At 71.6% G+C, this 23791-nt stretch carries 21 protein-coding genes; 8 read left to right on the top strand and 13 right to left on the bottom strand.

Going from position 1 to position 23791, the window contains the following annotated elements; genetic code table 11:
* Positions 1–37: 37 nt before the first annotated feature.
* The 4 genes from AB0B68_RS03245 to AB0B68_RS03230 form a co-directional block, all read right to left on the bottom strand.
* Complete coding sequence (locus tag AB0B68_RS03245) at positions 38–841, bottom strand: ABC transporter ATP-binding protein (RefSeq protein ID WP_357257642.1); 804 nt, start codon at positions 839–841, stop codon at positions 38–40.
* The gene (locus tag AB0B68_RS03240) at positions 838–1866 is read right to left on the bottom strand and encodes an iron ABC transporter permease (RefSeq protein ID WP_357196635.1); all 1029 of its coding nucleotides are present in this window, start codon (positions 1864–1866) and stop codon (positions 838–840) included. The genes AB0B68_RS03245 and AB0B68_RS03240 overlap by 4 nt, the downstream gene beginning before the upstream one ends.
* 208 nt (positions 1867–2074) lie before the next feature.
* The gene (locus tag AB0B68_RS03235) at positions 2075–3004 is read right to left on the bottom strand and encodes an ABC transporter substrate-binding protein (RefSeq protein ID WP_357257640.1); all 930 of its coding nucleotides are present in this window, start codon (positions 3002–3004) and stop codon (positions 2075–2077) included.
* A gap of 354 nt (positions 3005–3358) precedes the next feature.
* Complete coding sequence (locus AB0B68_RS03230; protein WP_357257638.1) at positions 3359–5236, bottom strand: M14 family metallopeptidase; 1878 nt, start codon at positions 5234–5236, stop codon at positions 3359–3361.
* A 210-nt stretch (positions 5237–5446) separates the two neighbouring features.
* On the opposite strand from AB0B68_RS03230, the gene AB0B68_RS03225 reads away from it, so the two are divergent.
* Positions 5447–6784 (top strand): C39 family peptidase, encoded by a 1338-nt coding sequence (locus tag AB0B68_RS03225; protein ID WP_357208289.1) that lies wholly within the window; start codon positions 5447–5449, stop codon positions 6782–6784.
* Positions 6785–6888: 104 nt separating this feature from the next.
* Here the strand turns inward: AB0B68_RS03225 and AB0B68_RS03220 are convergent, their stop codons facing one another.
* The 3 genes from AB0B68_RS03220 to mqnE all read right to left on the bottom strand — a co-directional run bounded on the left by AB0B68_RS03220 (position 6889) and on the right by mqnE (position 8892).
* Positions 6889–7188, bottom strand: coding sequence for a DUF4229 domain-containing protein (locus AB0B68_RS03220; protein WP_357257636.1), 300 nt, complete (start codon positions 7186–7188; stop codon positions 6889–6891).
* A gap of 73 nt (positions 7189–7261) precedes the next feature.
* Positions 7262–7699, bottom strand: a complete 438-nt coding sequence (locus AB0B68_RS03215) for a hypothetical protein (RefSeq protein WP_357197930.1) — start codon at positions 7697–7699, stop codon at positions 7262–7264.
* A 23-nt stretch (positions 7700–7722) separates the two neighbouring features.
* Positions 7723–8892 (bottom strand): aminofutalosine synthase MqnE, encoded by a 1170-nt coding sequence (gene mqnE / locus AB0B68_RS03210; RefSeq protein ID WP_091395685.1) that lies wholly within the window; start codon positions 8890–8892, stop codon positions 7723–7725.
* 239 nt (positions 8893–9131) lie between these two features.
* On the opposite strand from mqnE, the gene AB0B68_RS03205 reads away from it, so the two are divergent.
* From AB0B68_RS03205 to AB0B68_RS03190, 4 genes are all read left to right on the top strand, one after another.
* Entirely contained in the window at positions 9132–10709 is a 1578-nt protein-coding gene (locus AB0B68_RS03205) for a C40 family peptidase (protein WP_357257635.1), read from the top strand.
* A 114-nt stretch (positions 10710–10823) separates the two neighbouring features.
* Positions 10824–12359 carry a hypothetical protein gene (locus AB0B68_RS03200; RefSeq protein WP_357257633.1) on the top strand — a complete coding sequence of 512 codons (1536 nt, stop codon included), beginning with the start codon at positions 10824–10826 and terminating at the stop codon, positions 12357–12359.
* 344 nt (positions 12360–12703) lie between these two features.
* The gene (locus AB0B68_RS03195; protein ID WP_357257755.1) at positions 12704–14566 is read left to right on the top strand and encodes a DEAD/DEAH box helicase; all 1863 of its coding nucleotides are present in this window, start codon (positions 12704–12706) and stop codon (positions 14564–14566) included.
* 102 nt (positions 14567–14668) lie between these two features.
* On the top strand, positions 14669–15289 hold the full coding sequence (locus AB0B68_RS03190; protein ID WP_357257753.1) for a putative glycolipid-binding domain-containing protein: 621 nt from the start codon (positions 14669–14671) through the stop codon (positions 15287–15289).
* 92 nt (positions 15290–15381) lie between these two features.
* On the opposite strand, the gene AB0B68_RS03185 is transcribed toward AB0B68_RS03190, so the two are convergent.
* From AB0B68_RS03185 to AB0B68_RS03175, 3 genes are read right to left on the bottom strand one after another with little or no spacing between them, the layout of a single operon-like run.
* A complete protein-coding gene (locus tag AB0B68_RS03185; protein WP_357197921.1) occupies positions 15382–16473 on the bottom strand; it encodes a PLP-dependent cysteine synthase family protein in 1092 nt (363 codons plus the stop codon).
* Positions 16474–16505: 32 nt separating this feature from the next.
* Positions 16506–17336: an SDR family NAD(P)-dependent oxidoreductase gene (locus AB0B68_RS03180; RefSeq protein WP_357197918.1), complete on the bottom strand. Its 831-nt coding sequence runs from the start codon at positions 17334–17336 to the stop codon at positions 16506–16508.
* Positions 17337–17386: 50 nt separating this feature from the next.
* Entirely contained in the window at positions 17387–17845 is a 459-nt protein-coding gene (locus AB0B68_RS03175) for an Lrp/AsnC family transcriptional regulator (protein ID WP_091395696.1), read from the bottom strand.
* A gap of 270 nt (positions 17846–18115) precedes the next feature.
* Here AB0B68_RS03175 and AB0B68_RS03170 point away from each other — a divergent pair, with 270 nt between their 5' ends.
* Positions 18116–18382: a BldC family transcriptional regulator gene (locus AB0B68_RS03170; protein ID WP_007454516.1), complete on the top strand. Its 267-nt coding sequence runs from the start codon at positions 18116–18118 to the stop codon at positions 18380–18382.
* A gap of 144 nt (positions 18383–18526) precedes the next feature.
* On the opposite strand, the gene AB0B68_RS03165 is transcribed toward AB0B68_RS03170, so the two are convergent.
* On the bottom strand, positions 18527–19156 hold the full coding sequence (locus AB0B68_RS03165; protein ID WP_355004816.1) for a UbiX family flavin prenyltransferase: 630 nt from the start codon (positions 19154–19156) through the stop codon (positions 18527–18529).
* Between the two features lie 152 nt (positions 19157–19308).
* Between AB0B68_RS03165 and AB0B68_RS03160 the strand changes: the two genes are divergently transcribed.
* The gene (locus tag AB0B68_RS03160) at positions 19309–20295 is read left to right on the top strand and encodes a terpene synthase family protein (RefSeq protein WP_357257631.1); all 987 of its coding nucleotides are present in this window, start codon (positions 19309–19311) and stop codon (positions 20293–20295) included.
* Here the strand turns inward: AB0B68_RS03160 and mqnP are convergent.
* Both mqnP and AB0B68_RS03150 read right to left on the bottom strand, forming a co-directional pair.
* Complete coding sequence (mqnP, locus tag AB0B68_RS03155; protein ID WP_357257629.1) at positions 20284–21195, bottom strand: menaquinone biosynthesis prenyltransferase MqnP; 912 nt, start codon at positions 21193–21195, stop codon at positions 20284–20286. The two genes, AB0B68_RS03160 and mqnP, sit on opposite strands and share 12 nt — an antisense overlap.
* Positions 21195–22655 carry a menaquinone biosynthesis decarboxylase gene (locus AB0B68_RS03150; protein ID WP_124854289.1) on the bottom strand — a complete coding sequence of 487 codons (1461 nt, stop codon included), beginning with the start codon at positions 22653–22655 and terminating at the stop codon, positions 21195–21197. Before AB0B68_RS03150 ends, mqnP begins: the two co-directional genes overlap by 1 nt.
* Positions 22656–22912: 257 nt before the next feature.
* Here AB0B68_RS03150 and AB0B68_RS03145 point away from each other — a divergent pair, with 257 nt between their 5' ends.
* Positions 22913–23788 (top strand): alpha/beta hydrolase, encoded by an 876-nt coding sequence (locus AB0B68_RS03145; protein ID WP_357257627.1) that lies wholly within the window; start codon positions 22913–22915, stop codon positions 23786–23788.
* The last annotated feature ends 3 nt before the right edge of the window (positions 23789–23791 follow it).

Raw genomic sequence — 23791 nt, 5'->3', positions numbered from 1 at the left:
CCCAGCGCCCGCGTGCTCAGGGCCGGGTGGCGCGTGCTCAGGGGCGGGTGGGGCGGACGGGGACCACCAGGGGGCCGTGGGAGCCGGGGACCACCCGGACGCTGGCCCGGTAGTGGGTGGCGAGCAGCTCCTCGGTCAGCACCTCGGTCGGAGTTCCGGCGGCCACCACCTGACCGGCGGCGAGCATCACCATCCGGTCGGCGTACTCCCCGGCCAGGGAGAGGTCGTGCATCGTGGCCAGGACGGTCAGGCCGTGCTCCCGGCGCAGGTGGTCGACAACTTCGAGCACGTCCTGCTGGTGGCCGATGTCGAGCGCGCTGGTCGGCTCGTCAAGCAGCAGCAGCGTCGCGCCCTGGGCGAGCGCGCGGGCGAGGAACACCCGCTGCCGTTCGCCGCCGGAGAGGGTGGCCAGTTCGCGACGGTGGAAGCCGGCGAGGTCCAACCGCCCCAGCACCTCGTGCACGGCGTCGACGTCGGCTGTCGACTCCCGGCCCAGGGTCGGGATGTACGGGGTGCGGCCGAGCAGCACGTAGTCCAGCACCGACATGCCGGGCGGCACCACCGGGGACTGCGCCACAGTGGCCACTATCCGGGCGCGGTCCCGACGGCGCAGCGCGGCACTCGGCGTACCGAAGAGAGTGATCGCCTTCGGCGCGGGCAGCAGGCCGCCGACGGCGCGTAACAGGGTGGATTTGCCGGCGCCGTTCGGGCCGATCACGGTGACCCACTCGCCGACGGCGACGGTGAGGTCGACGCCGGTCAGGATCGGCGTGCCACCGAGGTCGACGTGCAACTCGCGCACCTCGACGGCCGGCGTGCCGGCGGCGGGTTCGTGGCTCACGTGAGCGCTCGCCGGGCGGTTCGCAGCACGAGGACGAAGAACGGGCCGCCCAGCAGGGCGGTCACCACTCCGATGGGCAGCTCGGACGGAGCGGCGGCGGTGCGGGCCACCACATCGGTCAGCGCCAGGAACGCGCCGCCGAACAGCAGTGACATCGGCAGGATCACCCGGTAGCTGGACCCGGCGAGCAGCCGGACGGTGTGCGGCACGATGATGCCGACGAAGCCGATCAGGCCGGTCGCGGAGACCGCCGCGGCGGTGCCCAGCGAGGCGGCGGCGATCAACAGGTATCGGGTGCGCTGCGGGTGCAGGCCCAGACTTCTCGCCTCGTCGTCGCCGACCGCGAGGACGTCCAGCTCGCGGCGGTGCAGCAGCACCACAACGGTGGTCAGCGCGGCGTACGGCAGCACCAGCAGCACGTCGTGCCAACCGGCGGTGGCGAGCCGGCCGAGCAACCAGGAGTACACCGGCTGGATGGTGTCGGCGTTGCGTTGCAGGAGGTACGTCTGCCCGGCGGAGAGGAACGCGGAGACCGCCACCCCGGCCAGGATCAGCATGGCCGGTGAGCCGCGTCGCCCACCGGCCGCGCCGAGCACGTAGGTCATCGTGACGGCGAGCAGCGAACCGGCGAACGCGGCCAGCGGAATGGTCATCGGCAACCCGGAGAGCGTGCCCTGCCGGCCGGCGCCGCCGAGGGCGATCGCCGCGGTGACCGCGAGGCCGGCGCCGGCGGCCACACCGAGCAGGTACGGGTCGGCCAGCGGGTTGCGGAACACGCCCTGGTAGCAACCACCGGCGAGGGCGAGCAGACCGCCGACGAGCAGGCCCAGCACCACCCGGGGCAGGCGCAGCTCGGTGACGATCGCGATCTCACGTTCGGTCAGCCCGCTGTCGAGGTGCACCCCGGGAAGCAGGTTGAGCAGCTCGGCGGCGACGCTGCCCGGGGGCAGGCTCACCGGGCCGAGCGACACCCCGACGACGAGCGCGACGAGCACCGCTACCAGGCCCGCGACCAGCCACCGCATGCGCAGCCCGGCGGGCCGGGCCCCGGACGGCAGCCCGGCGGGCCGGGCCGTGGACCGCAGCCCGGCGGGCCGGGCCGTGGACCGCAGCCCGGCGGGCCGGGCCGGAGAACGTGGCTCGGCCCGCGGGGATGACGGCGGCGGCTCGGTCGGCTGACCGGTTGGTGCCGGATCGGACACCTGTCGCGGCCCGGTCACCGACGGACGACGGTCACGCGGGCACCTTGGCGACCGCGTCGACGATGACCCGGAGCAGGTCCACTACCCGTGGGCCCCAGCGGGAGGCGATGTCGTCGTCGAGGGCGACGACCTGATTGTTCTTCACCGCGGTGAGGCCGGCCCAGCCACTGCGCGCCTTGACCGTGTCGGCGCTCTGCTGGCAGCACTTGGCATCGGCCAGGAAGACGAAGTCCGGGTCGGCCTTGACGATGATCTCCTGGGACAGCTGCGGGTAGCCGAAGTTCTTACCGTCCGCGTCGGCCGGGTCGGCGATGTTGGTCAGGCCGGCCTGGCTGTAGAGCGAGCCGATGAAGGTCTTGCTGGTGGCGCTGTACAGCTCCGGGCCCAGCTCGTGGAAGTAGGTGAGCTTCTCGGCGCGCTGCGGCAGGTCCTTGACCAGCTTGGCGATGTCGTCCTTCATCCGGGTGGCGACGTCGGTGGCCTGGTCGGCGTGACCGGTCAGCGTGCCCAGCTCGGTGATCTGCCGGTACGAGTCGTCGAGCGTGACCGCCGCCGGGGTCTGGTACACCGGAATCTTCAGCTTGCCGAGCTGCTCAACGATCTTGTTGCGGTCGTCGGAGAGAACCACCAGGTCAGGGTTCTTGCCGGCGATCGCCTCGGCGTTGGGCTGGAAGGCGGAGAGGTCGGTCTTGGGCGCGTCGGCCGGATAGTTCGACTGGTCGTCGACGGCGGTCACCTGCGGGCCGGCACCGATCGCGAAGAGCATCTCGGTGGCGGTGGGCGACAGCACGACGATCTTCTCGGGGCGCTTGTCGAGGGTGAGCGCGCCGACGGTGACCGGGTACGCGGCGGCAGCGGTGCCGGCGCTCGGCTTGTCATCGGCCTTCTCGGCGCAGGCGCCGAGGGCGAGCGCGGCGACCGCGAGGGTCGCCGCGAAGATCCGAGGGGTACGTCTGTTCATAGGGGCCTCCTGTCGGTCGAGGAGTGTGGTGCTTCGCCGACAGGGACTTTCGTACGCCCGCCCACGAGGCGCCCTTCCTCGAGAGCGCGTTTCGCGACCGATCCGTAGGCGACCTGGCTCGTCCCCACCGACCGGTGGGGCATCACAGTTGCGGGACAGCGCCGGGATGAGCACCGGCTTCGCTGCGGACTGGTCGCTAAGACGGTAGCGCACCGCCGGGACGTGCCATATCGATCAAGGGCCGATCAGCATCGGTCGATCGCCGAGCCTTGGCGCACGAGGGGTTTGTCCCGGATCTGGAGGCTCAGGAGCGGGTGGTGGGGCCCCGCCGGGGCGGGACGGGGCCCCACCCGATCAGGAGGACGTGATGGTGACGTTGTCCACAGCCGCCTCCACGAGGCTGGCTCCGGACGCGTCCGCAGCCTCGACGAGCACGCGGACCGACTGGCCGGCGTACGGGGTGAGGTTGAGGTTGGCTACCGCCCAGGTTCCGTTACGGTTGCTGGCCGCGCCGGCCTGGGTGAGCAGCGCTGTGGTGCCGCCGTTGTGCACCACGCTCACCCGCAGGTAGTCCGCCGACGAGGCGTTCGAGCCGTGCGCCAGGTACCAGGCGAGTGAGAGGGTCAGCGTGCCGGACGACGGCAGTGTCACCGCCGGTGATCGGGCGCTGGTCACTCCGCCGTCCACGTCGTAGTCACCGGCCGCCGAGCCGGCAAGCCGGCCGGTGACCAGGTCGTTGGACCCGGCGTACGGGGTGAGTTGCTTGGCTCCGGAGGACGTGGTCGCCTGGGCGGCGCCCCGCTCGAACGCGCCGAGGGTGGCGGTGTCGGTGCCGGACGGGTTGATGGTCCAGCCGGTGGCGGTCTCGAAGGTGTCCGACCAGACAGTGGTGCCGCCACCGCCGCCGCAGTACTGCGCCTGCTTGCCGATGGCCCGGTACGGGCAGTCGGCGTACTCGCTGAGGAGCAGCACCGCCTCCCGGTTGCGCGAGGTCTGCGCCGGGATCACCTCGTCGGGCGGGTAGAAGCCGCCGCCGCCGGACGAGCCCGGGTACATCTCGAAGGTGTACGCCCAGATGTTGTGGGTCGCCCACATCCAGTCGAGGCTGTCTCCGTCGGTGATGTAGAGATCGCTCGACTGTTCCGGGGTGTAGCCGTTGGTGGCCGCCATCTGCTGACCGATGGTGGCGAAGGTGTTGTACTGGTCCGCGTTCATCCCGGTCGCGGTGTTCGCGGTGGTGTAGCCATACGGCCAGAGCACCAGCTGCGAGTACGTGTGGAAGTCGATGTTGGCCTTGATCTGCTGCACACCGCCGACGACCCGGCCGTTGACGAAGTTGCGCAGCGCCTGCGTCTCGGGCGCGGAGAACGCCGACGGCCCCCGGTAGGTCTCCGACGAGGTGGTGCCGGACGAGCCGCCGCAGCATCCCCAGTTGTAGGACCAGTTGCGGTTCAGGTCGGTGCCGACGTTGGACGAGCCGCTGTTGGGTTGCCGGTTCTTGCGCCAGGACCGGTATGACCCGGTGGCGATGTCGTACTCGCTGCCGTCCGGGTTGACCGTCGGCACGATCCAGAGCTCCCGGCCGTTGACGATGTTGGTGATCCGGGAGTCGCTGCCGTAGCTGTCAGTGAAGAGGTTGAGCAGGTAGATCGCCATTTCGACGGTCAGGTGCTCACGAGCGTGCTGCTGGGAGTTGAACAGGATCTCCGGCTCGTTCTCGTCGGTGCCGACGTTGTCGGAGATCTTCACGGCCATCAGGTCGCGGCCCTCGTACGACGAACCGATGCTGATCTTGCGGGCGATCGCCGGGTGGTCGGCGACGACCTGGTTCACGACGGCGGTCAGTTCCGCGTAGTCGTGGTAGTTCGAGTCGGCCGGCGGGAAGGCCAGCGCGCCGAAGTCGCCGGCGCCGCGCTCGGCGTTGGGTGGCGGGGCGAGCGGTTCCAACCGGAAGCCGAGCTTGCCGATCGCGGCGGCCTCGGCCGCGGTGGCCGAGATGTGCAGCACGCCGTGTTCGGAGTAGTCGATGGCGGCTCCGGTGCGGGCCACCGCGTTGCGGTCGGCGAGGGTCCGGGGCCCGAGCACCCGGTAGCCGGCGGCGGCCTGCTCGGCGGTGCGGTCCGGTGCCGGTCGGGCGGCGACCGGTCCGGCGGCGACGGTGACGATGCCCAGCCCGGTGACGACAGCGAGCACCAGGACACGGCGGAGGAAGATGGGCGTGCGGAGGGCCATGGACTACCTCCTCGATGGGCGGGAGATCCCGCTCGGTGAATGACACTTCACCACCTGTCACATGGTCATATCAACATTGATCGTTGTGTTGGCCATCCCAGGCGGATCATCATGGCGGCAATGATTTTCCACCTATCAACACCTGGCGAAACTTCCCTCCAAGCGGAAAACTGACCAGCGACGATGCCCCCTCGACACCGCGGAGCACCCATGGCCAGACCTCGCCTGCGCGCGGCCGCCCTCGCCGGCGTCACCACGCTCACCCTGCTCACCAGCGCCACACCCGCGCTGGCGGCGCACCCGCCCGCCCCCGCCCACGACGAGCAGATCACCTACCAGGACTGGTCCGGGCCCGCCGACTGGCACCGGGGCAGCCAGACCGGCACCCGCGTCGTGCCCGGCGCCCGATCGGGCGTCACCCTGGCCCGCCCGGCCGGCACCACCGAGTACGCGGACCCGCACACCGGCACCACCCGCACCTGGGAGTACGGCACCTGGACCTCGCCGGTGACCCGGGTCGGGTTCGACGCCACCGAACTGATCGCATCCTGGAACGCGGAGACCCCCGCCGGCACCTGGATCCAGGTGGAGATGCAGGGCAGCTACACCAGCGGCGACCAGACCCCGTGGTACGTCCTGGGTCGCTGGGCGTCCGGCGACACCGACATCCGGCGGACCAGCGTCAACCGGCAGGGCGACCCCTGGTCGACGATCTGGACCGACACCTTCAGCATCGACGACGCCACCGCCGGGGTGCTGCTGCGGTCGTACCAGCTCAAGCTGACCCTCTACCGCGCTCCCGGGCAGAGCGCCGCCCCGGTGGTCCGGATGCTCGGCGCGATGAGTTCCACGGTGCCGGACCGGTTCACGGTGCCGCCGAGCGCCGGACACATCGCCTGGGGCCGGGAACTGCCCGTGCCGCGCTACTCGCAGAACGTGCACTCCGGGCACTACCCCGAGTACGACGGCGGCGGCGAGGCGTGGTGCTCACCCACCTCGACGGAGATGGTCGTCGAGTACTGGGGTCGTGGACCGTCGGCGGCCGACACCTCCTGGGTGGACCCCACCTACCCCGACCCGACCGTCAACCACGCCGCCCGGATGACCTACGACTACGCGTACGACGGCGCGGGCAACTGGCCGTTCAACACCGCGTACGCGGCCAGCTTCCCCGGGCTGGAGGGCCGGGTGACCCGGCTGCACTCGCTGGACGAGCTGGAGCGTTTCATCGCCGCCGGCATCCCCGTCGTGACCAGCCAGTCATTCCTCGCCAGTGAGCTGGACGGGGCGAACTACGGCACCTCCGGGCACCTCTTCGTGGTGGTCGGCTTCACCGCCGACGGCGACGTGATCGTCAACGACCCGGCCTCGTCCAGCAACGACGTCGTGCGCAACGTCTACAAGCGTGCGCAGTTCGAGCAGATCTGGCTACGCACCAAGCGCACCAACGCCAGCGGCGGCGTCTCCGGCGGCTCGGGCGGCATCGCGTACCTGATCAAGCCGATCTCAAAGCCCTGGCCCAAGCGCTCCGGCTCCACCAACTGGTAACCCTCTGCCCCGCGCCCGGGATCAGCTCCGGCCGGCGGGTCACCTGCGGTTGATCATGAAGTTATTGCCCGGCCGATCGGCGTGTCGTGGCAATAACTTCATGATCAACGCTGGGAGTCGGGGGTTTGGGTGGGGGGGTCCGGGGTGGGGGTTGCGGTTTGGTCTTCGCCGGCCAGGGCGGAGCGGAGGCGTTCCTTCTCGGTGCGGCGGCGCTCGGCTGCTTCGGCGATCTCCCCGGCCATCTCGTCCCGCCAACCACGCAGCAGGAAGAAGGACAGCGCGGCGGAGAACACCAGCGCCAGCATCAGCTTCAGGAACACGTTCATGTCGACCAGCCAGAGGCCCGCCAGCACTGCGACGAACAGCCCGATCCGGCCCAGCGTGTACTTGAGCGCGGCACTCACCCGCACCACTCCGTTCTCTCCGTCGCCCGCCACTGCCGGCGGAAGGGTCGAGCCGCCCGACGGGCGGTCGCGGTCAGCCGGTCCGGCGGGCCAGCCAGCGGACACCCGGGAACCAGAGGGCCGCGTACGCCACAGTGAACGCCGCCGCCGCCAACGCCCCGGAGAGCAGCGGCGGCAACCCCGAACCCAGACCGGCGATCAGCAAACCGGCGAACACCCCGACGGCAGCGGCGACCACCGCCGCCACCACCCGGGCCGCGCCGAACTCCCAGGCCCGGAAGTCGTCCCAGAACAGCCAGGCCGGCAGGATCACCGCCAGCCAACCGTTCGTGTGCCCGAAGTCGCCGGCGCCGATCGAGGCGAACGCCCAGTCGAACAACACCAACGCGAGCACGCCGATGACCAGGCCGGCCAGGCACACCCCGAGCAGATCGCCCAGGGTACGGATGCGGCCCTCGGCGTCCCGGCGGGGAAACCCGCTCTGCGGCTCAGGTCCTCGTTGCTCGGTCATCGACTGCGAGGGTACGTGGTGGCTCAGGCCCAGACCTGCTGCGGCTCGGCGCGCCGCTCGGCCAGCGACGGGGCCTTGTCGTACTCCCGGACCACGTTGTAGCGGGTGTCCCGCTCGACGGGCTGGAAGCCGGCGTCCCAGATCAGGTGCAGCAGGTCGTCCCGGTGCATGGTGTTCGGGGTGCCGTACGAGTCGGCGTCGTGGGTGATCTTGTATTCGACGACGGAGCCGTCCAGGTCGTCCACGCCGAAGTTCAGCGAGAGCTGGGCAACCGACAGCCCGTGCATCACCCAGAAGTTCTTCAGGTGCGGCACGTTGTCGAAGAGCAGCCGGGAGACGGCGAACGTCTTCAGCGACTCGGCCGGCGAGGCCATCGTGGTGCGCGCCTGGATCCGATTGCGGATCTTGCCGTCCGCCGAGTCGACGAAGTCGTGCTGGTAGCGCAGCGGGATGAAGACCGCGAAGCCGCCGGTCTCGTCCTGCAACTCGCGCAGCCGCAGCACGTGGTCGACGCGGTGCCGGGGCTCCTCGATGTGGCCGTACAGCATCGTCGCCGGGGTCTTCATGCCCTTGCTGTGCGCCAGGGCGTGGATGCGCGACCAGTCTTCCCAGTGGCAGGCGTGGTCGACGATGTGCTGTCGGACCTCCCAGTCGAAGATCTCCGCGCCGCCACCGGTCAGCGACTCCAGACCGGCGTCCATCAGCTCGTCGAGGATCTCGTCGGCGCTCAGGCCGCTGATCTTCTCGAACCACTGCACCTCGGTCGCCGTGAAGCACTTGAGCTTGACGTTCGGCAGCGCCGCCTTCAGCTCGCGCAGCACCTTGGGGTAGTAGCGCCAGGGCAGCGTGGGGTGCAGGCCGTTGACGATGTGCAACTCGGTGAGCTGCTCGTCCTCCATCTCCTTGGCCTTGCGGACCGCCTCGTCGATGCGCATCGTGTACGCGTCCTTCTCGCCCGGCTTGCGCTGGAACGAGCAGTACGCACAGGACGCCGAGCAGACGTTCGTCAGGTTGAGGTGCCGGTTGACGTTGAACATCACCCGCTCGCCGTTCAGCTCGGTGCGCTTGTGGTGCGCCAGCCGCCCCAGCCAGGTCAGGTCGTCGCTCTCGTAGAGGGCGACCCCGTCCTCCCGGGTCAGCCGTTCACCGGCGTACACCTTCGCTTCGAGCTCACGCTTGAGTCCGGCGTCCATGGCACGTCCCTTCCACCTGCGGTCCGGATCGAGCGTACGTCGCGACACCGACGGGCCCGGCGGCACGGTCGCTGGCAGCGACCCACCTCACCAGACTCTCAGCCTCCCGTAACCCGACAACACATCGACATGAGTGGCGCGGTGCGGTAGTAACAACGTGGGGCGGAACACACACACTGGTACCGTCCCGGCGGTCGCGCCCACCGAGCGCGGAGACGAGTGGTTGGACGGGGAGCGGCATGATCTACAGCGGGCGCGGGCGACGGCAGCGACGACGGAGCCCGGTGATCTCGCCGGTCCTGCGTCCGAAGCTCTGGGCCGCCCTGCTCGGCGCGATCGCCGCAGCCGTGCTGGCCACCCCCGCGTACGCGGAGCCCGGCGTGCCGACCACAGTGCCGGACACGGGTTCGCGCCCGGCGGTCACCGGCTCGCTCCAACTGCCCGGCGGCGCGCCGGTCGCCGGCGTGCCCGCCCCTCCGGTGGTCAACATCGGCAACGGTCCGCTGGCCACCGCGATCTCCGCCGGTGAGGTCCAGGTCGGCGCGCTCGGCGAGGATCTGCTGGTGAGGCGGCAGAAACGCGTCGACGCCCAGGCGCAGCTCGACGCGGCCGGCAAGGCGCTGGCGACCGCGCAGGACGCCCTGCTCCGGGCCCAGCAGACGGCCGACACCGCCGCCGCCGAGGCCGTCAAGGCCGCCGCCGCGTTGCCGCCGGGCGACTTCGCCCAGGACATCCGCGGGCTCAGCCGCCTCCAGGCGATCACCCGTGGCGAGAAGGTCGACGGCGGCACCACCGGCGTGGCCGGGGAGCTGTTCCGGGCCCGCGCGGGCGAGCAGGCCGCGTACCAGAAGCACAGCCAGGCCAAGGATCTGCTTGCCGCCGCCGAGGCGGAGTTCACCGCCGGTGAGACGGCGCTGCGCACCGCCGAGGCGACCCTGCTCAAGCTGCGCCGGGACAACGCCGCCGCGCTGATCGAGATCGAACGTCAGCAGGAAGCCGCCGAGCAGCAGATCGGTGCCGGCTACGTCTCCAACCAGAGCATCAGCGGCATGGCCGCGCACCCCCGGGCACTGGCCGCGGTCCGGTACGCGCTCGCCCAGCTCGGCGACCCGTACAAATGGTCCGAGGAGGGGCCGAACCAGTTCGACTGCTCCGGCCTGATGTGGGCGGCGTACCGGTCCCCCGGCGCCGACTACTTCGACCTGCCACGTGTCTCCCGCGACCAGTACGCCGCCACCCGGGGCCGCACCGTCCCGCAGAGCGCGCTGCTCCCCGGCGACCTGCTGTTCTTCGCCTCGGGCAGCAGCTGGACGACGATCCACCACGTCGGCATGTACATCGGCAACGGCAAGATGGTGCAGGCGCCCACCACTGGCGACGTCGTCAAGATCTCGGTCGTCCGCTGGTCCCGGCTGTACGCCGCCACCCGGGTGATCGGCGCGGTGCCGGCACCGGTCGTGACCAACCCGACCCCGCCCGTCTCGACCCCGAAGCCCACCCCGTCGCCGACGAAGACCACCAAGCCGACGCCGACACCGTCGCCGACGAAGACCACCACCCCGAAGCCCACCGAGAGCGCGACGCCCACGCCGACGCCGACGCTGACGACCACCCCGACGCCCACTCCGACAGGCAGCACCACGCCGAAGCCGTCGAGCACTGCGAGCAACCCTCCGACGACCCAGCCTCCGGCAACGACCAGCGCGCCGGCCAGCACGCCTCCGACGACCAGCGCGCCAGCGACGACCACGCCGAAGGCCAGCACGAGCGCGTCGAGCAGTGGCAGCGCGACGGGCAGCCCCAGCGCCACGGGCTGATCCGCCACGACCGGCTCCGGCTGTCCGCTCGGGAAGATCTGTGGCACCGTGACAACCAGGCACATCCGACCCGACGTCACGGGTCCGGGTGCGAGCACGGCGCGGAGGGCGGAAATGGCCGAGCAGAGAGATCCGGCGGAGACTGTCGACCCCGTGGTCGACCAGGCCGGCCCACCAGGGCCGGACACCGTCGACCAGGCCGGCCCACCGGGGCCGGACACCGCCGAGCCGGTGGCTGCCAGCGACGCCAACCCGGCTGCCACCAGCTCGACAGGCAGCGACACCAGCTCGACGGACGCCGGCTCCGCCGCCAGCGACGCCGCCCCGGCGGTCAGCGGCACGGCGGTCAGCGGCACAGCGGTCAGCGGTGGCACGGCAGCGGTCATCGCTGACGACTCCACCGACGCCGATGACGACGCGGCGGCCGGCGACGAGCGCCAGAGCCCGGCGGCGGCACCGGTACGCGCACGTGCCAGCGTCGTGACCGCCGGCGCTCTCCGCAGTGACCTGCCGGCCAGCGCTCCGGTCACCGCGACCACCTACCGTGCGACCGGCTCGGCCAGCCCAGCCGACGTGTCGTTGCCGGGCCAGCGAAGCGATTCCTCCGCGCCGGCCCGGGCCAGCGCCACGGTCCCGAGCAGCAGCCGGGGCACTGCCAGCGCCCTGGGCACCCCGGACCGTCGCGAGAGCGCGCCCGCCGTCTATCGAGCCGCGCCGGTGGGTGCCGAGCCGGCCCAACCTCCGACGCCGTCGACTCCGGAGCCGGAGCCGGACCCCACGCCACCCGACCCCGGGCCGACCCAGCCCTCGCCACCGGAACCGGAACCCGCGCCGGCCCCGGGTCCGTACCCGCCCGGTCCGGCGCCGACGCCGGGTCCCCGACCGACGCCGCCGCCCGGTCCGGTTCCACCCCTTCCGGGCCCGCCGTCCCCGCCGCCCTCGCCGATGCCGCCCATCCCCGGTCCGCCGACGCCGCCCGTCCCGAGCCCGCCGCTGCCGCCACCCGGTCCGCCGGTGCCGGCACCGCCGGCCCCGCCCGGCCCGATGCCGGCACCGCCGTTTCCGCCGCCGCCCGCGATGATCGACACGCCCGGCGTACGGGGCAGCGCCTCGGTCTCCGCACCACCGGCCGGGTGGTCGTCCTCCGCTGGGGCGACCCGCCCGACGTCCGGTGCCGGCTGGGCCGGTGCAGCCGTCTCCGCGCCGCCGGTGGTGCCCGCACCAGCACTGCCGAGCTGGCCACCGTCCACCGCCGGGGCACCTTCGTCGACCGCGAACGCCGGAAACTCGCGTGTGACCGCGCCGCCGAGCGGCCCGCCGGCTGGCTCCGCCGGACGGGACGCTGCCGCCGCCCGTGGTGGACGGCGCGACAACCGCACCGACCTGGCTGGCACCGTCTACGGCAACGGCGAGGGCGCCGGCTTCACCACTGTCGCGATACCCGCCAACGCGGTGGAGACCTCCGGCTCGCTGACCGGGCACATCCTGGCCCAGGGGTGGTCCGACACGCCGGCCGAACGGTCCAGTAACGCCCGGGTGATGATCGTCCTGGCCGCCGCTCTGGGGCTGCTGGTCGCCATCAGTGTCATGGTCGTCCTGCTGGCCGGCGACGCCCTGGACGGTCTGGTGGGCAGCGTGCTCAACGGGTGAGCCAGCGAGCGCCGGCGATGGTGAGTCCGCCCACTACGGTCGGTCAACCGACTGGCGGCTTCGCCAGACCGCCGTACACTGGTTGAGATCACTGACCCGGCGCGCGTGGTGTGCGCCCCTGGGCGATCTTGCGGGCGATCCGGCGGCACAGCCGCGGCAGGCCATCGCGAAGATGCGCCCCGCTCGAAAGGTTTTTGTTGACCACCTCTGCTGACCACAGCACCGTTACGTCCGTTTTCAACTCAGTCCCGGCGGCCGTCGCCTCCCGGGAGCAGCTCGACGTCGCCCCGAGCGAGGCCGGCACCCCTGCGGTAGCGACCGCTCAGACCGAGACCGCCGAGCCGATGAGCTTCGCCGCTCTCGGCCTTCCGGAGCAGTTGGTCCGCGCGCTGGCCCAGCAGGGCATCACCAGCCCGTTCGAGATCCAGCGGGCCACCGTTCCGGACGCGCTCGCCGGCCGCGACGTGCTGGGCCGCGGGCAGACCGGGTCGGGCAAGACGCTCGCCTTCGGTCTGCCGATGATCGCCCGGCTGGCCAACCGCAACCGGGCCCGGCCGATGCGTCCGCGCGCCCTGGTCCTGGTGCCCACCCGCGAGCTGGCCATGCAGGTCAACGACGCCCTGGTGCCGTTGGGCAAGTCCGTGGGCATCTTCCTCAAGACCGCCGTCGGCGGCGTTCCGTACGACCGTCAGATCGACGCGCTGCGCCGCGGTGTGGAGATCATCGTGGCCACCCCGGGCCGACTCGGCGACCTCATCGAGCGGGGCATCTGCCAGCTCGACGACGTCGAGGTGACGGTGCTCGACGAGGCCGACCAGATGGCCGACATGGGCTTCCTGCCCGAGGTGACCGATCTGCTGGCGAAGACGCCCGCGGGCGGTCAGCGGCTGCTCTTCTCGGCCACCTTGGACGGTGACGTCGACGCGTTGGTCAAGCGGTTCATGACCGACCCGGTCACCCACTCCACGGCGCCCTCCACCGCCTCGGTGTCCACCATGGACCACCACATGCTCTTGATCCCGCCGCACGAGAAGTTCCCGGTGGCGGCCTCGATCGCCGCCCGGGACGGCCGGACCATGGTCTTCGCCCGCACGCAGCTCGGTGTGGACCGGCTGGTCGAGCAGCTCGCGGCCGTCGGCGTACGCGCCGGTGGGCTGCACGGCGGCAAGACCCAGCGGATGCGCACCAAGACGCTCGCCGAGTTCCGTGAGGGCCGGATGAACGTGCTGGTCGCCACGGACGTGGCGGCGCGAGGCATCCACGTCGACGGGGTCACCCTGGTGCTGCACGTCGACCCGCCGAAGGACCCCAAGGACTACCTGCACCGCGCGGGGCGTACCGCCCGGGCCGGCGAGTCGGGCGCGGTCGCCACGCTGGTGCTGCCCAAGCAGCGCCGTACCACCCTGGCGATGATGGAGAAGGCCGGCGTCGCGCCGGCCGAGACCCGGGTCCGGGTCGGGGACGCGGCGTTGGCCGAGCTGGTCGGCGCCCGCGAGCCCAGTGGCGTCCCGGTCCGCGTCGAGGCGGAGCCCCGGGGCTACGGCGACCGCTCGGGCGGACCGCGCCGGTTCGGTGACCGCCCGCAGGGCGAACGCCGCTACGGCGACCGGCCCACCGGCGAGCGCCGCTTCGGTGACCGCCCGCAGGGTGACCGGAGCTACGGCGGCCGCCCGCAGGGTGACCGGAGCTACAGCGACCGACCGCAGGGCGAGCGCCGCTATGGCGACCGGCCCACCGGCGAGCGCCGCTTCGGTGACCGCCCGCAGGGTGACCGGGGCTATGGCGGCCGCCCGCAGGGTGAGCGGAGCTACAGCGACCGACCGCAGGGCGAGCGGCGCTTCGGCGACCGGCAGCACAGCGACCGCCCGCAGGGTGACCGGGGCTACGGCGACCGGCCGCAGGGCGAGCGGCGCTACGCCGATCGGGACACCCGGGGGTACGGCGACCGGCCGCAGGGCGAGCGCCGGTTCGGCGACCGGCCGCAGTTCGGTGACCGCGACGGTCGGGGCGACCGACCGACCGGCGAGCGGCGCTTCGGCGACCGGCCGCAGGGTGAACGGCGCTTCGGCGACCGGGACACTCGGGGTGGGTTCCGCCCGGAGAGCCGGGTCCAGGACGACCGGCCCCGCGACGACCGGCCCCGCGAGGACCGCCCGCGTGACGACCGACGCGGTTTCGGCGGGCGACCGGCAGCTCGTACCTACTGACTGATCCACCGAACGCCGTCGTGAAGCCCCGGCTTCGCGGCGGCGTTCGCGCATGCCCTGCCGATACCGAGCAGGTCGCGTAACGTCCGGCTCATGCCGACCATGCCGAAGTCGATCTTCTGGTCCCGTACGGACACCGCCGGCAGCGAGCAGGTACTGCTCGACGACGGCCACGGGTTGACGGCCCGCGGCACTCTGCTCGCCGTGGACCCGATCCCGTGGACCGCCCGCTATCAGCTGACCACCACGCCGGACTGGGCCACCACCCGCGTCGAGGTCGAGGCAGAGGGTCTCGGCTGGCTGCGCCGGGTGACCCTGGAGCGGCCCGCCGGCCGCTGGCGGGTGACCACCGCCGAGCAGGGCGACCTGGACGCCGCCCTGGTCGCGGCCGGTCATCCCCGGGCCGGCCTGCCGGGTACGGACGACCCGGACCGGCTGGCCGACGCGCTCGACGTCGACCTGAGCGGTTCGCCGCTGTTCAACACCCTGCCGGTCCACCGGCTTCGGATGGCGGCGGAGCCGGCCGATGTGGCGCACCGGATCACAGTCGCCTGGGTGCTTCTGCCCGGCCTGGAGGTGGTGCCGGCCGAGCAGATCTACACCGGGCGCGGGCCCGGTCGGGTGCGCTTCGCCAGCGGCACCTTCACAGCCGACATCGATCTGGACGACAGCGGCTACGTGGTGCGCTACCCCGGGCTGGCCGAACGGATCGATCCGCGCTGATCAGCCTCGTGACGGCCAGTGGCTCGGCCGATCGGCCCTGAGTGGGTCGGGCCCCGCTGACGGCCCGGGCGGGCCGGGCTCCGCTGACCGCTTCAGGCGGGCCAGGTTCCGCTGGCCAGGAAGCGTTCGATGGTGGCCAGGTGCGGAGCCAGGTCGAGGCCCTGGGCGGCCACCCAGTCGTCGGCGTAGTACGTGTCGGCGTACCGGTCACCCGGGTCGCAGATCAGGGTGACCACCGAGCCGGTCCGACGCTCGGCGAGCATCGCGGCGATCAGTCCGAACGCGCCCCACAGGTTGGTGCCGGTGGACCCGCCCACCCGTCGGCCGAGCAGCGCCGAGCCGGCGCGCATGGCGGCCAGGGACGCCGCGTCCGGCACCTGGACCATCCGGTCCACCACCGAGGGCAGGAACGACGCCTCCACGGTGGGCCGGCCGATCCCCTCGATGCGGGAGCCCTTCCCGGTGCGTACCGACCAGTCGGCGGCCAGCCAGGCCGGGTAGAACGCCGAGTTCTCCGGGTCGACGACGCAGAGCTTGGTGGCGAGCCGGCGGTACCGGGCGTAGCGGCCGATGGTCGCGCTGGTGCCCCCGGTGCCGGCGCCCACCACGACCCAGGCGGGGATCGGGTGCCGCTCCAGCTCCAACTGCGCGTAGATCGACTCGGCGATGTTGTTGTTGCCCCGCCAGTCGGTCGCCCGCTCGGCGTAGGTGAACTGGTCCATGAAGTGCCCGCCGGAGTCCTCGGCGAGCCACCGGGCCTCCACCACCACGCTCGCCGGGTCGTCGACCAGGTGGCACCGGCCGCCCTGGAACTCGATCTGGGTGATCTTCTCGGGCGAGGTGGAGGAGGGCATCACCGCGATGAACGGCAGGCCCAGCATCCGGGCGAAGTACGCCTCGGAGACCGCCGTGGAACCCGACGACGCCTCGACGATCGTGGTGCGCGGCCCGATCCAGCCGTTGCAGAGCCCGTAGAGGAACAGTGAACGGGCGAGCCGGTGCTTCAGCGAGCCGGTGGGGTGTGACGACTCGTCCTTGAGGTAGAGGTCGATCCCCCATTCCCTGGGCAGCGGGAACGGCAGCAGGTGGGTGTCGGCGGACCGGTTGGCGTCTGCCTCGACGGCGGCGATCGCCTCGGTCACCCAGGTTCGGCTGGATTCGTCGCACCGGTCGAGATGAGTCACGCTCGGAAACCTAGCAAGCGGGCCGGGGGTGGTCAGCGCGGGTCCGGCGGCGTTGACCTGCGGCGTTGGCGGCGCTGACCGGCGCGGCCGGCGGCCCGGACGATCGGGGTGAGTGCGACGGCCAGCCTGGGCAGTGCGTCCAACAGGCGCACCTGTGCTCCCCGCCAGCGGGGCAGGCTGACCACCGGACGTGGCCGGCGGGCCAGCCGGACGGCCCGCGCCGCCACCTGCTGCGCGGTCAACATCGATCCGGTGAACGAGGCCACCGCCCCCGGGTCGTCCAGCCGGTCGTGCAGCATCGGGGTCCAGATGCCGTCCGGGCAGAGGCAGGAGACGTGCACCCGCCGGTACCCGGCCATCCGCAGGTCGGACAGGGTGCCGAGGCTGAAGGCCAGCAGGGCGTGCTTGCTGGCCGCGTACACCGTCTCGCCGGGCGCGGCGATCAGCCCGGCCAGCGAGACGACGTTGAGCACGTGGCCGTGGCCCTGGGCGCGCATGACGGTCAGCGCGGCGAGGGTGCCGTTCATGGCCCCGTGGGTGTTCACGTCGAGCAGCCGACGGCGGGTCGCGGCGTCGTGCTCCCACGACGCACCGGTGACCAGGATGCCGGCGTTGTTGACCCAGAGGGCGAGGTCACCCCGGCCTGCCGCGGTCGCGGCGACGGCGGCGCAGGCGGCCTCGTCCCGGACGTCAAGGGCGGCCGACCAGCCGCCGAGCGGCGCGGCGGCGCTCTGGACCGCCACCGGGTCAAGGTCGGTGAGCAGCACCGACCAACCGTCGGTGTGCAGCGCGGTGGCGATGGCACGGCCCAGGCCGCCGGCAGCGCCGGTCACCACGGCCACGGGGCGCGCAGGCTGGGTCATCGGCGCACGCTACCGCTGGCCGCCCGGGCGACACCAGGGGTACGCGGCGGTCAGGCCGCGGGCGGCCCGACCGGCTGGGGGCGGTTCTCCCACTTCGTGGAGAGCGCGATGGCGGTACGGGTGGAGGCCACCCCCGGCGTCCGGTTCAACCGCACGATCAACTGCTCCAGCTCGGCGATCGTGCCGACCCGTGCCTTGAGCAGGAACGACTCTACGCCGGCCATGAAGTAGCAGGACTCGATCTCGGGCAGCACCCGCAGCGACTCCAGCATGTCGTCGCTGTCGGCGCCGGAGTCCTCGACGATGCCGATCAGCGCCGTGACACCCAACCCGATCGACTCCGGGGCCACATCCGCGCGGTAACCCCGGACGACGCCGCTGCTCTCCAGCTTGCCGACCCGCTCGTGCACGGCCGGCGCCGAGAGACCCACCTGACGGGCCAACTCGGCGTACGAGAGGCGGGCGTTGCCGCGCAGCAGGTCGACGAGGCTCAGGTCGATGGCATCCACAGAGAGTCACCTTAACCGCTGACGCGTAACGTGCGGCCTTCGGCACCCGTTGGACTGAGCGGTGAGTCACTGTTCATAAACCGCCGGTCAGGGCCGAGGTAGCACCAGTAACATTACTAACTCCCCACTCAGTGCATTTTTCGCGTTTGGGCGGACAGGCCATGTCCCTGGTGCTGTAATTGCCATACGTCCCTCATGACGGCTCTGGGCTACGCACCAGCCGGGGGCAGTGTGTTCAGCCGGGGGCTTCGTCGACGCGAGGAGGGGGCTGTGGACACTGGAGATCGCCTGCTGACACCGGGTGAGGTCGCCGCGCTGTTTCGGGTAGACCCGAAAACTGTGACGAGATGGGCGGCGGCCGGCCGGATAGGAAGCATCCGGACTCCAGGCGGGCATCGCCGGTTTCGGGAATCCGAGGTGCGAGCCCTGCTTGAGGGGGAGGGCATGCTGGACGAAGTGGATGAGGTCGGTAAGCCACGCAATGTGGGGCCGGCAGCATCCACGGGGCCGGGTCCGGCCAACGCCGGCATGTACTGAACTGGTGCGGACAACGCCACGCGGACCGGACACCAGTCCGGTCCGCGTCCCGCTTCGGCCAACCGCCGGGCGGCAACACCGCTCGTGCTGAGCAGCACAACCATGCCCAGCGCGAGCGGGACGGCCCAGCACGCGCGGGACGGCTCAGCTCCGGGCTGCGCCGAGCTGGCCGGACCATCGCCGGAACAGGGTGTGCGGGACGCCGAGCGCGTCCAGCACCTTGCCGGCCACGAAGTCGACCAGTTGCTGCGCGCTGGCCGCCGCCCCGGCGCCGTAGAAGCCGGGGCTGGCCGGCAGCACCACCGCGCCCGCGTCGTGCAGGGCGATGAGGTGCTCCAGGTGGCTGCGGGTCACCGGTGTCTCCCGGGGGACCAGCACCACGGGACGGCGTTCCTTGAGGTTGACCTCAGCGGCACGCTGCAACAGGTCCTTGGAGAGCCCGATCGCGATGCCCGCGCAGGCGGCAGTGCTGGCCGGGACCACTGCCATTCCGCGTACCCGGTAGGAGCCGCTGCTCGGCCCTGCGGCCAGGTCGCCGGCCGGCCAGTGCCGCACATCCGCCGCGGTCAGGTCCCGATCCAGCCAGGCGGCGAGGTCCTCGGCCCAGTGCCCGTCACGGAAGGGGCGGCCGGTCTCGTCGAGCACTGTGAGTCGTGCCGCCCGGGACACGATCAGGTCCACCGGTTCGCCCGCGTCGAGCAGTCCGCCGATGACGGCCGCCGCGTACGGCGTGCCGGAGGCACCGGAGACCCCGACCACCCATGGTTCCCGCATGCCCCCAGCCTGCCTGGTCCGGCTGGTCCGCTGGTGGGCACCCCCGTGGTTGGTCCGGTCCGACATGTCGGGCGGGGCACCGGCGCAACCGGCCGATCTGACATGCTGCCGCTGGCGATTCGCACCGGCTCCATCTCGAGGAGGAGGCATCGGTGACGACCGGCGAGATCCTCCGGGCGCTGCGTGCCGAATGTCCGATCCCGCCCCGGCTTCCACCACCACACGTCGATCGTGTGCAGGACTGGCTGCTCGATCTGCTGCCCGAGCTCGGCTTTCCACTGGACGACACCGCGCTGCGCCGGCTGTCCCAGGGCGCCTTCGCCCGGTACGCCGCGCGGCTCTACCCGGCGGCGACCGAAGCCGACCTGCGGGTGCTGGCCGCGATGTTCACCTGGTTCTTTCTGGTCGATGACGCCTGCGACGGGCCGGACCGGTTGACGCCGGAGCAGATCCGGGCGCTGCGCAACGGCACCCTGGCACTCCTGCACGACGGCACCCGGCTGCGGCAGGCCGGGCTGACCGGCCCGCTGCGCCGACTGCTGGTGCTGGCCTGGCGGGAGCCGCGCCGCCGGATGCCGGCACGGTGGCGGCAGCGTTTCGCCGACGCGGTGGCCCGGCACCTCGACGGCACCTGGCAGGAAGCCGTCAGCAAGGAGGCCGGCCGCCGTCCGAGCGTGGACGAGTACGTCGAGCTACGTCGGTCGACCTCGGCGGCGGAGGTGTCGTACCCGCTCGTGGAGTTCGTCAGCGGCCGACCGTTGCCCGACCCGGTCTACCACCACCCGCTGCTGCGTCAGATCGCCCGCACCGGCAACGACCTGCTCTCCTGGTACAACGACCTGGCCTCGCTGAAACGGGACCGGGCGACCTCGGGCGGGCACAATCTGGTCCTCGCCATCGAGGCCGAACTGGGCGTTCCGGAGGCGGAGGCGGCCGAGCGGGCCGCCGAGCACTGGCGGGAGGCGATGCGGCGCTTCGTCGCGTTGCGAGCCGCGGTGCCCTCGTTCGGCCCGGCGTTGGACGAGACGGTCGCCCACCATCTCGACGGGATCGCGAACGCCGTGCGCGGGACCATCGACTGGACCTTCGAGAGCGCCCGCTACCCGGTCAGCACCAGCCCGCCGACCTCAGGGCCGTAGGCCGAGCCGGATCACCAGGTCGAGCAGGGCGAAGAAGAACAGCGCGATGCCGACGAACCCGTTCGCGGTGAAGAACGCCCGGTTGACCTTGCTGAGATCGGTCGGGGTGACCACCAGGTGCTGGTAGGCGAACGCCACGGCGGTCAACGCCAGCCCGATCCACCAGAGCCAGCCGAGACCGATCAGCGCACCGAACCAGACGAACAGCGCGAAGGTCACCACGTGCGCGACGGAGGAGGCGTGCAGCGCGAAGCGCCGACCGTACCGGGCGGGCACGCTGTGCACGCCGATCTCCCGGTCGATCTCGGAGTCCTGGCAGGCGTAGATCAGGTCGAAGCCGCCGATCCACAGCCCCACCGCCGCGCCGAGCAGCCAGGCCGGCCCGGACCCGTCCAGGGTGCCGGTGACCGCCAGCCAGGCGCCGACCGGGCCGACCGCCTGGGCGATACCGAGGATGGCGTGCGGCCAGTTGGTGAACCGCTTGGCGTAGGGGTAGACGACCAGCGGCACCACGGCGAGCGGCGCGAGCACCAGGCAGAGCGGGTTGAGCAGGGCGGCGGCGACGAGGAAGACCACGAGTGCGACGGCCGCGCCGGTCCAGGCCGTCCGCACGCTCACCGCTCCGGTGACCAGTTCCCGACCGGCGGTACGCGGGTTCCGCGCGTCGATCTTGCGATCGAGGATCCGGTTGGCGGCCATCGCGAACGTCCGCGCCCCGACCATCGCCACGGTGATCAGCAGCAGGTCGAGCCACCGTACCCGGCCGCCGTTGATCTGCATGGCGGCCAGCGCGGAGAGGAACGCGAACGGCAGCGCGAAGACGGAGTGCTCGACGGCGACGAGCTTCAGGAAGGACTTGGTCCGGCCCGGCTTCGCCGCCGGTGCGTCGATGACGGCCATCAGATTCCGTACTCCTTCCAGCGCTTGTCGACCAGGGACGTGACCTCGGGACTCATGCTCATCCCCTCCGGCCAGCCGCGGGTGTAGCCCTCGGTGGGTAGCTTGCGGGTCGCGTCGACGCCCGCCTTGCCGCCCCAGAACTGCTGGTACGACGCGTGGTCGAGGTGGTCCACCGGGCCCTCGGTGAGCAGCAGGTCGCGCGAGTAGTCGACGTTGCCGAAGGCGCGGAAGGCCACCTCGTTGTAGTCGTGCACGTCGCAGTCCTCGTCGACGATCACGATCAGCTTGGTCAGCGACATCATGTGCGCGCCCCAGATCGCGTTCATCACCTTCTGGGCGTGCTTCGGGTAGCGCTTACGGATCGACACGATCGCGCAGTTGTGGAAGACCCCGGCGGCGGGCAGGTTGTAATCGACGATGTCCGGGATCAGGAAGCGCAGCAGTGGCGCGAAGATCCGCTCGGTGGCCTTGCCGAGGCCGTGGTCCTCCTGCGGTGGCTGCGACGTGACGATCGAGTGGTAGACGGGGTTGCGCTGCATGGTCATCGCTTCGATGTGCATCACCGGGAACGGCTCGACCGGCGTGTAGAAGCCGGTGTGGTCGCCGAACGGGCCTTCCGGCAGTCGCTCGCCCGGCTCGATGTAACCCTCCAGCACGATCTGCGCATGCGCCGGCACCTGTAGCGGCACGGTCAGGCAGTCGACCATCTCCACCCGCTCGCCGCTCAGGAAACCAGCGAACAGGTACTCGTCGATGTCCGCTGGCAGTGGCGCGCTGGCCGAGTAGGCGACCGCGGGGTCGGCGCCGATGGCGATCGCGACCGGCAGGCGCTGCCCGAGCCGCTCGGCGACCGCGTGGTGCGCCGTGGAGTTCTTGTGGATCTGCCAGTGCATGCCGATGGTGTTGTGCGAGTGCTGCTGCAGGCGGTAGAGCCCGAGGTTGCGCTTGCCCGTCTCGGGGTGCTTGGTGTGGGTCAGCCCGAAGTTGTGGAAGATCCCGCCGTCGCCCGGCCAGACCTGCAGCCCGGGCAACCGGTTGAGGTCGACGTCGTCGCCGCGGTAGACCACCTGCTGGCAGGGGGCCGTCTTGACCTTCTTCGGCGGCATGGACTTGAGCTGCATGACCTTGCCGAGCCCGCCCATCATGCCCGAGAAGCCCTGCGGCAGCTCCGGCTTGAGCATCTCGCCGATCCGCGCGCCGATCTCGTCGAGGTTCTCCACCCCGAGGGCCATCGCCATCCGCTTCTCGGTGCCGAACAGGTTGATCGCCACCGGCATCTCGCCCCGGGTCGGACGCTCGAAGAGCAGCGCCGGGCCGCCGGCCCGCACCGTCCGGGTGACCACCTCGCTGATCTCCAGGGTCGGATCGACCGGGACGTCGACCCGGCGCAACTCCCCCGCGCGCTCCAGCGCCGCGAGGAAGTCCTTGAGATCGGTGTACGGGAAGCCACGAGCCGCCATGTCACCCAGTCTCCCGCACGGGCTCCCGAACGGCCCAAGCCGGGTGCTGTGACGCTCGCGATCGCCCCCCTGTCAGCGGCGGGCGGCGGGCGGCGCGCCTAGATCGACTCGGCTTTCAGGAAGTCGCGGTGTCCCAGGCCGCCAGACACCGCGACTTCAAGGAAGGCGAGTGGATCAACCGGCAGAACCCAAACCTCGCGGGCATGGCGGGCGGTTGAGCGGGTAGCCGGGCAGACGGACGGCGGGCGGAGGCGGCGATGGGCGTGGAACGGGTTCCGGCGGGGTTCACCGAGCAGCGGGCTCGGGTCGGCCAGATCACCATGAACTACGTCCGTGGGGGTGCCGGCCCGCCGCTGGTGCTGCTGCACGGGTACCCGCAGTGCTGGTACATGTGGCGGCACCTGCTGCCCGAGTTGGGGCGCTCCTTCGACGTGGTAGCGCCCGACCTGCGCGGCTTCGGGGGCAGCGACGCCCCGGACGGCGGGTACGACAAGAAGACGGTCGCCGCCGACCTGCACGGACTACTCGACCAGCTCGGCCTGGTCAGTGACCTTCGACTGGTCGGGCACGACCTGGGGACCATGGTGGCGTACGCGTACGCCGCCGCCCATCCGCAGCGGGTGAGCCGACTGGCGCTCACCGAGGCGCCGATCCCCGACGAGAGCATCTACACGTTCCCCGCGCTCACCTCGGCCGGGCCCGGGGTGTGGAACTTCGGCTACTTCTCTCTCGGCAACGGGCTTCCGGAGGCACTGGTCGACGGGCGGGAGTCGCTCTGGGTGGACAGGTTCACCGACGCGCTGATGGTGCGCAAGGGCAGCATCAGCGCGCCCGACATCGAGGAGTTCGCAAGCCATCTGCGCGATCCGGCACATCTGCGGGCCAGCTTCGCCTACTTCCGGGCGTTCGAGCAGGACGTCGCGGACAACGCTGCGTACCGGGGCACGAAGCTGACCATGCCGGTGCTGGCCGTCGGATCGGCGGCCAGCCTCGGCGGGCAGGTCGCCGAGCAGGTCCGCCGGTACGCCGACACGGTCCGCGGCGAGGTGATCGAGGACTGCGGGCACTGGCTGTACGAGGAGCGTCCGGACGAGATGCTCGCCCTGCTGCGTGACTTCCTCCAAGCGGCCTGAGCA

The organism is Micromonospora sp. NPDC049049 (assembly GCF_040649115.1).
Lineage (GTDB): Bacteria > Actinomycetota > Actinomycetes > Mycobacteriales > Micromonosporaceae > Micromonospora.
This window is presented reverse-complemented; position numbering and strand designations above follow the sequence as displayed.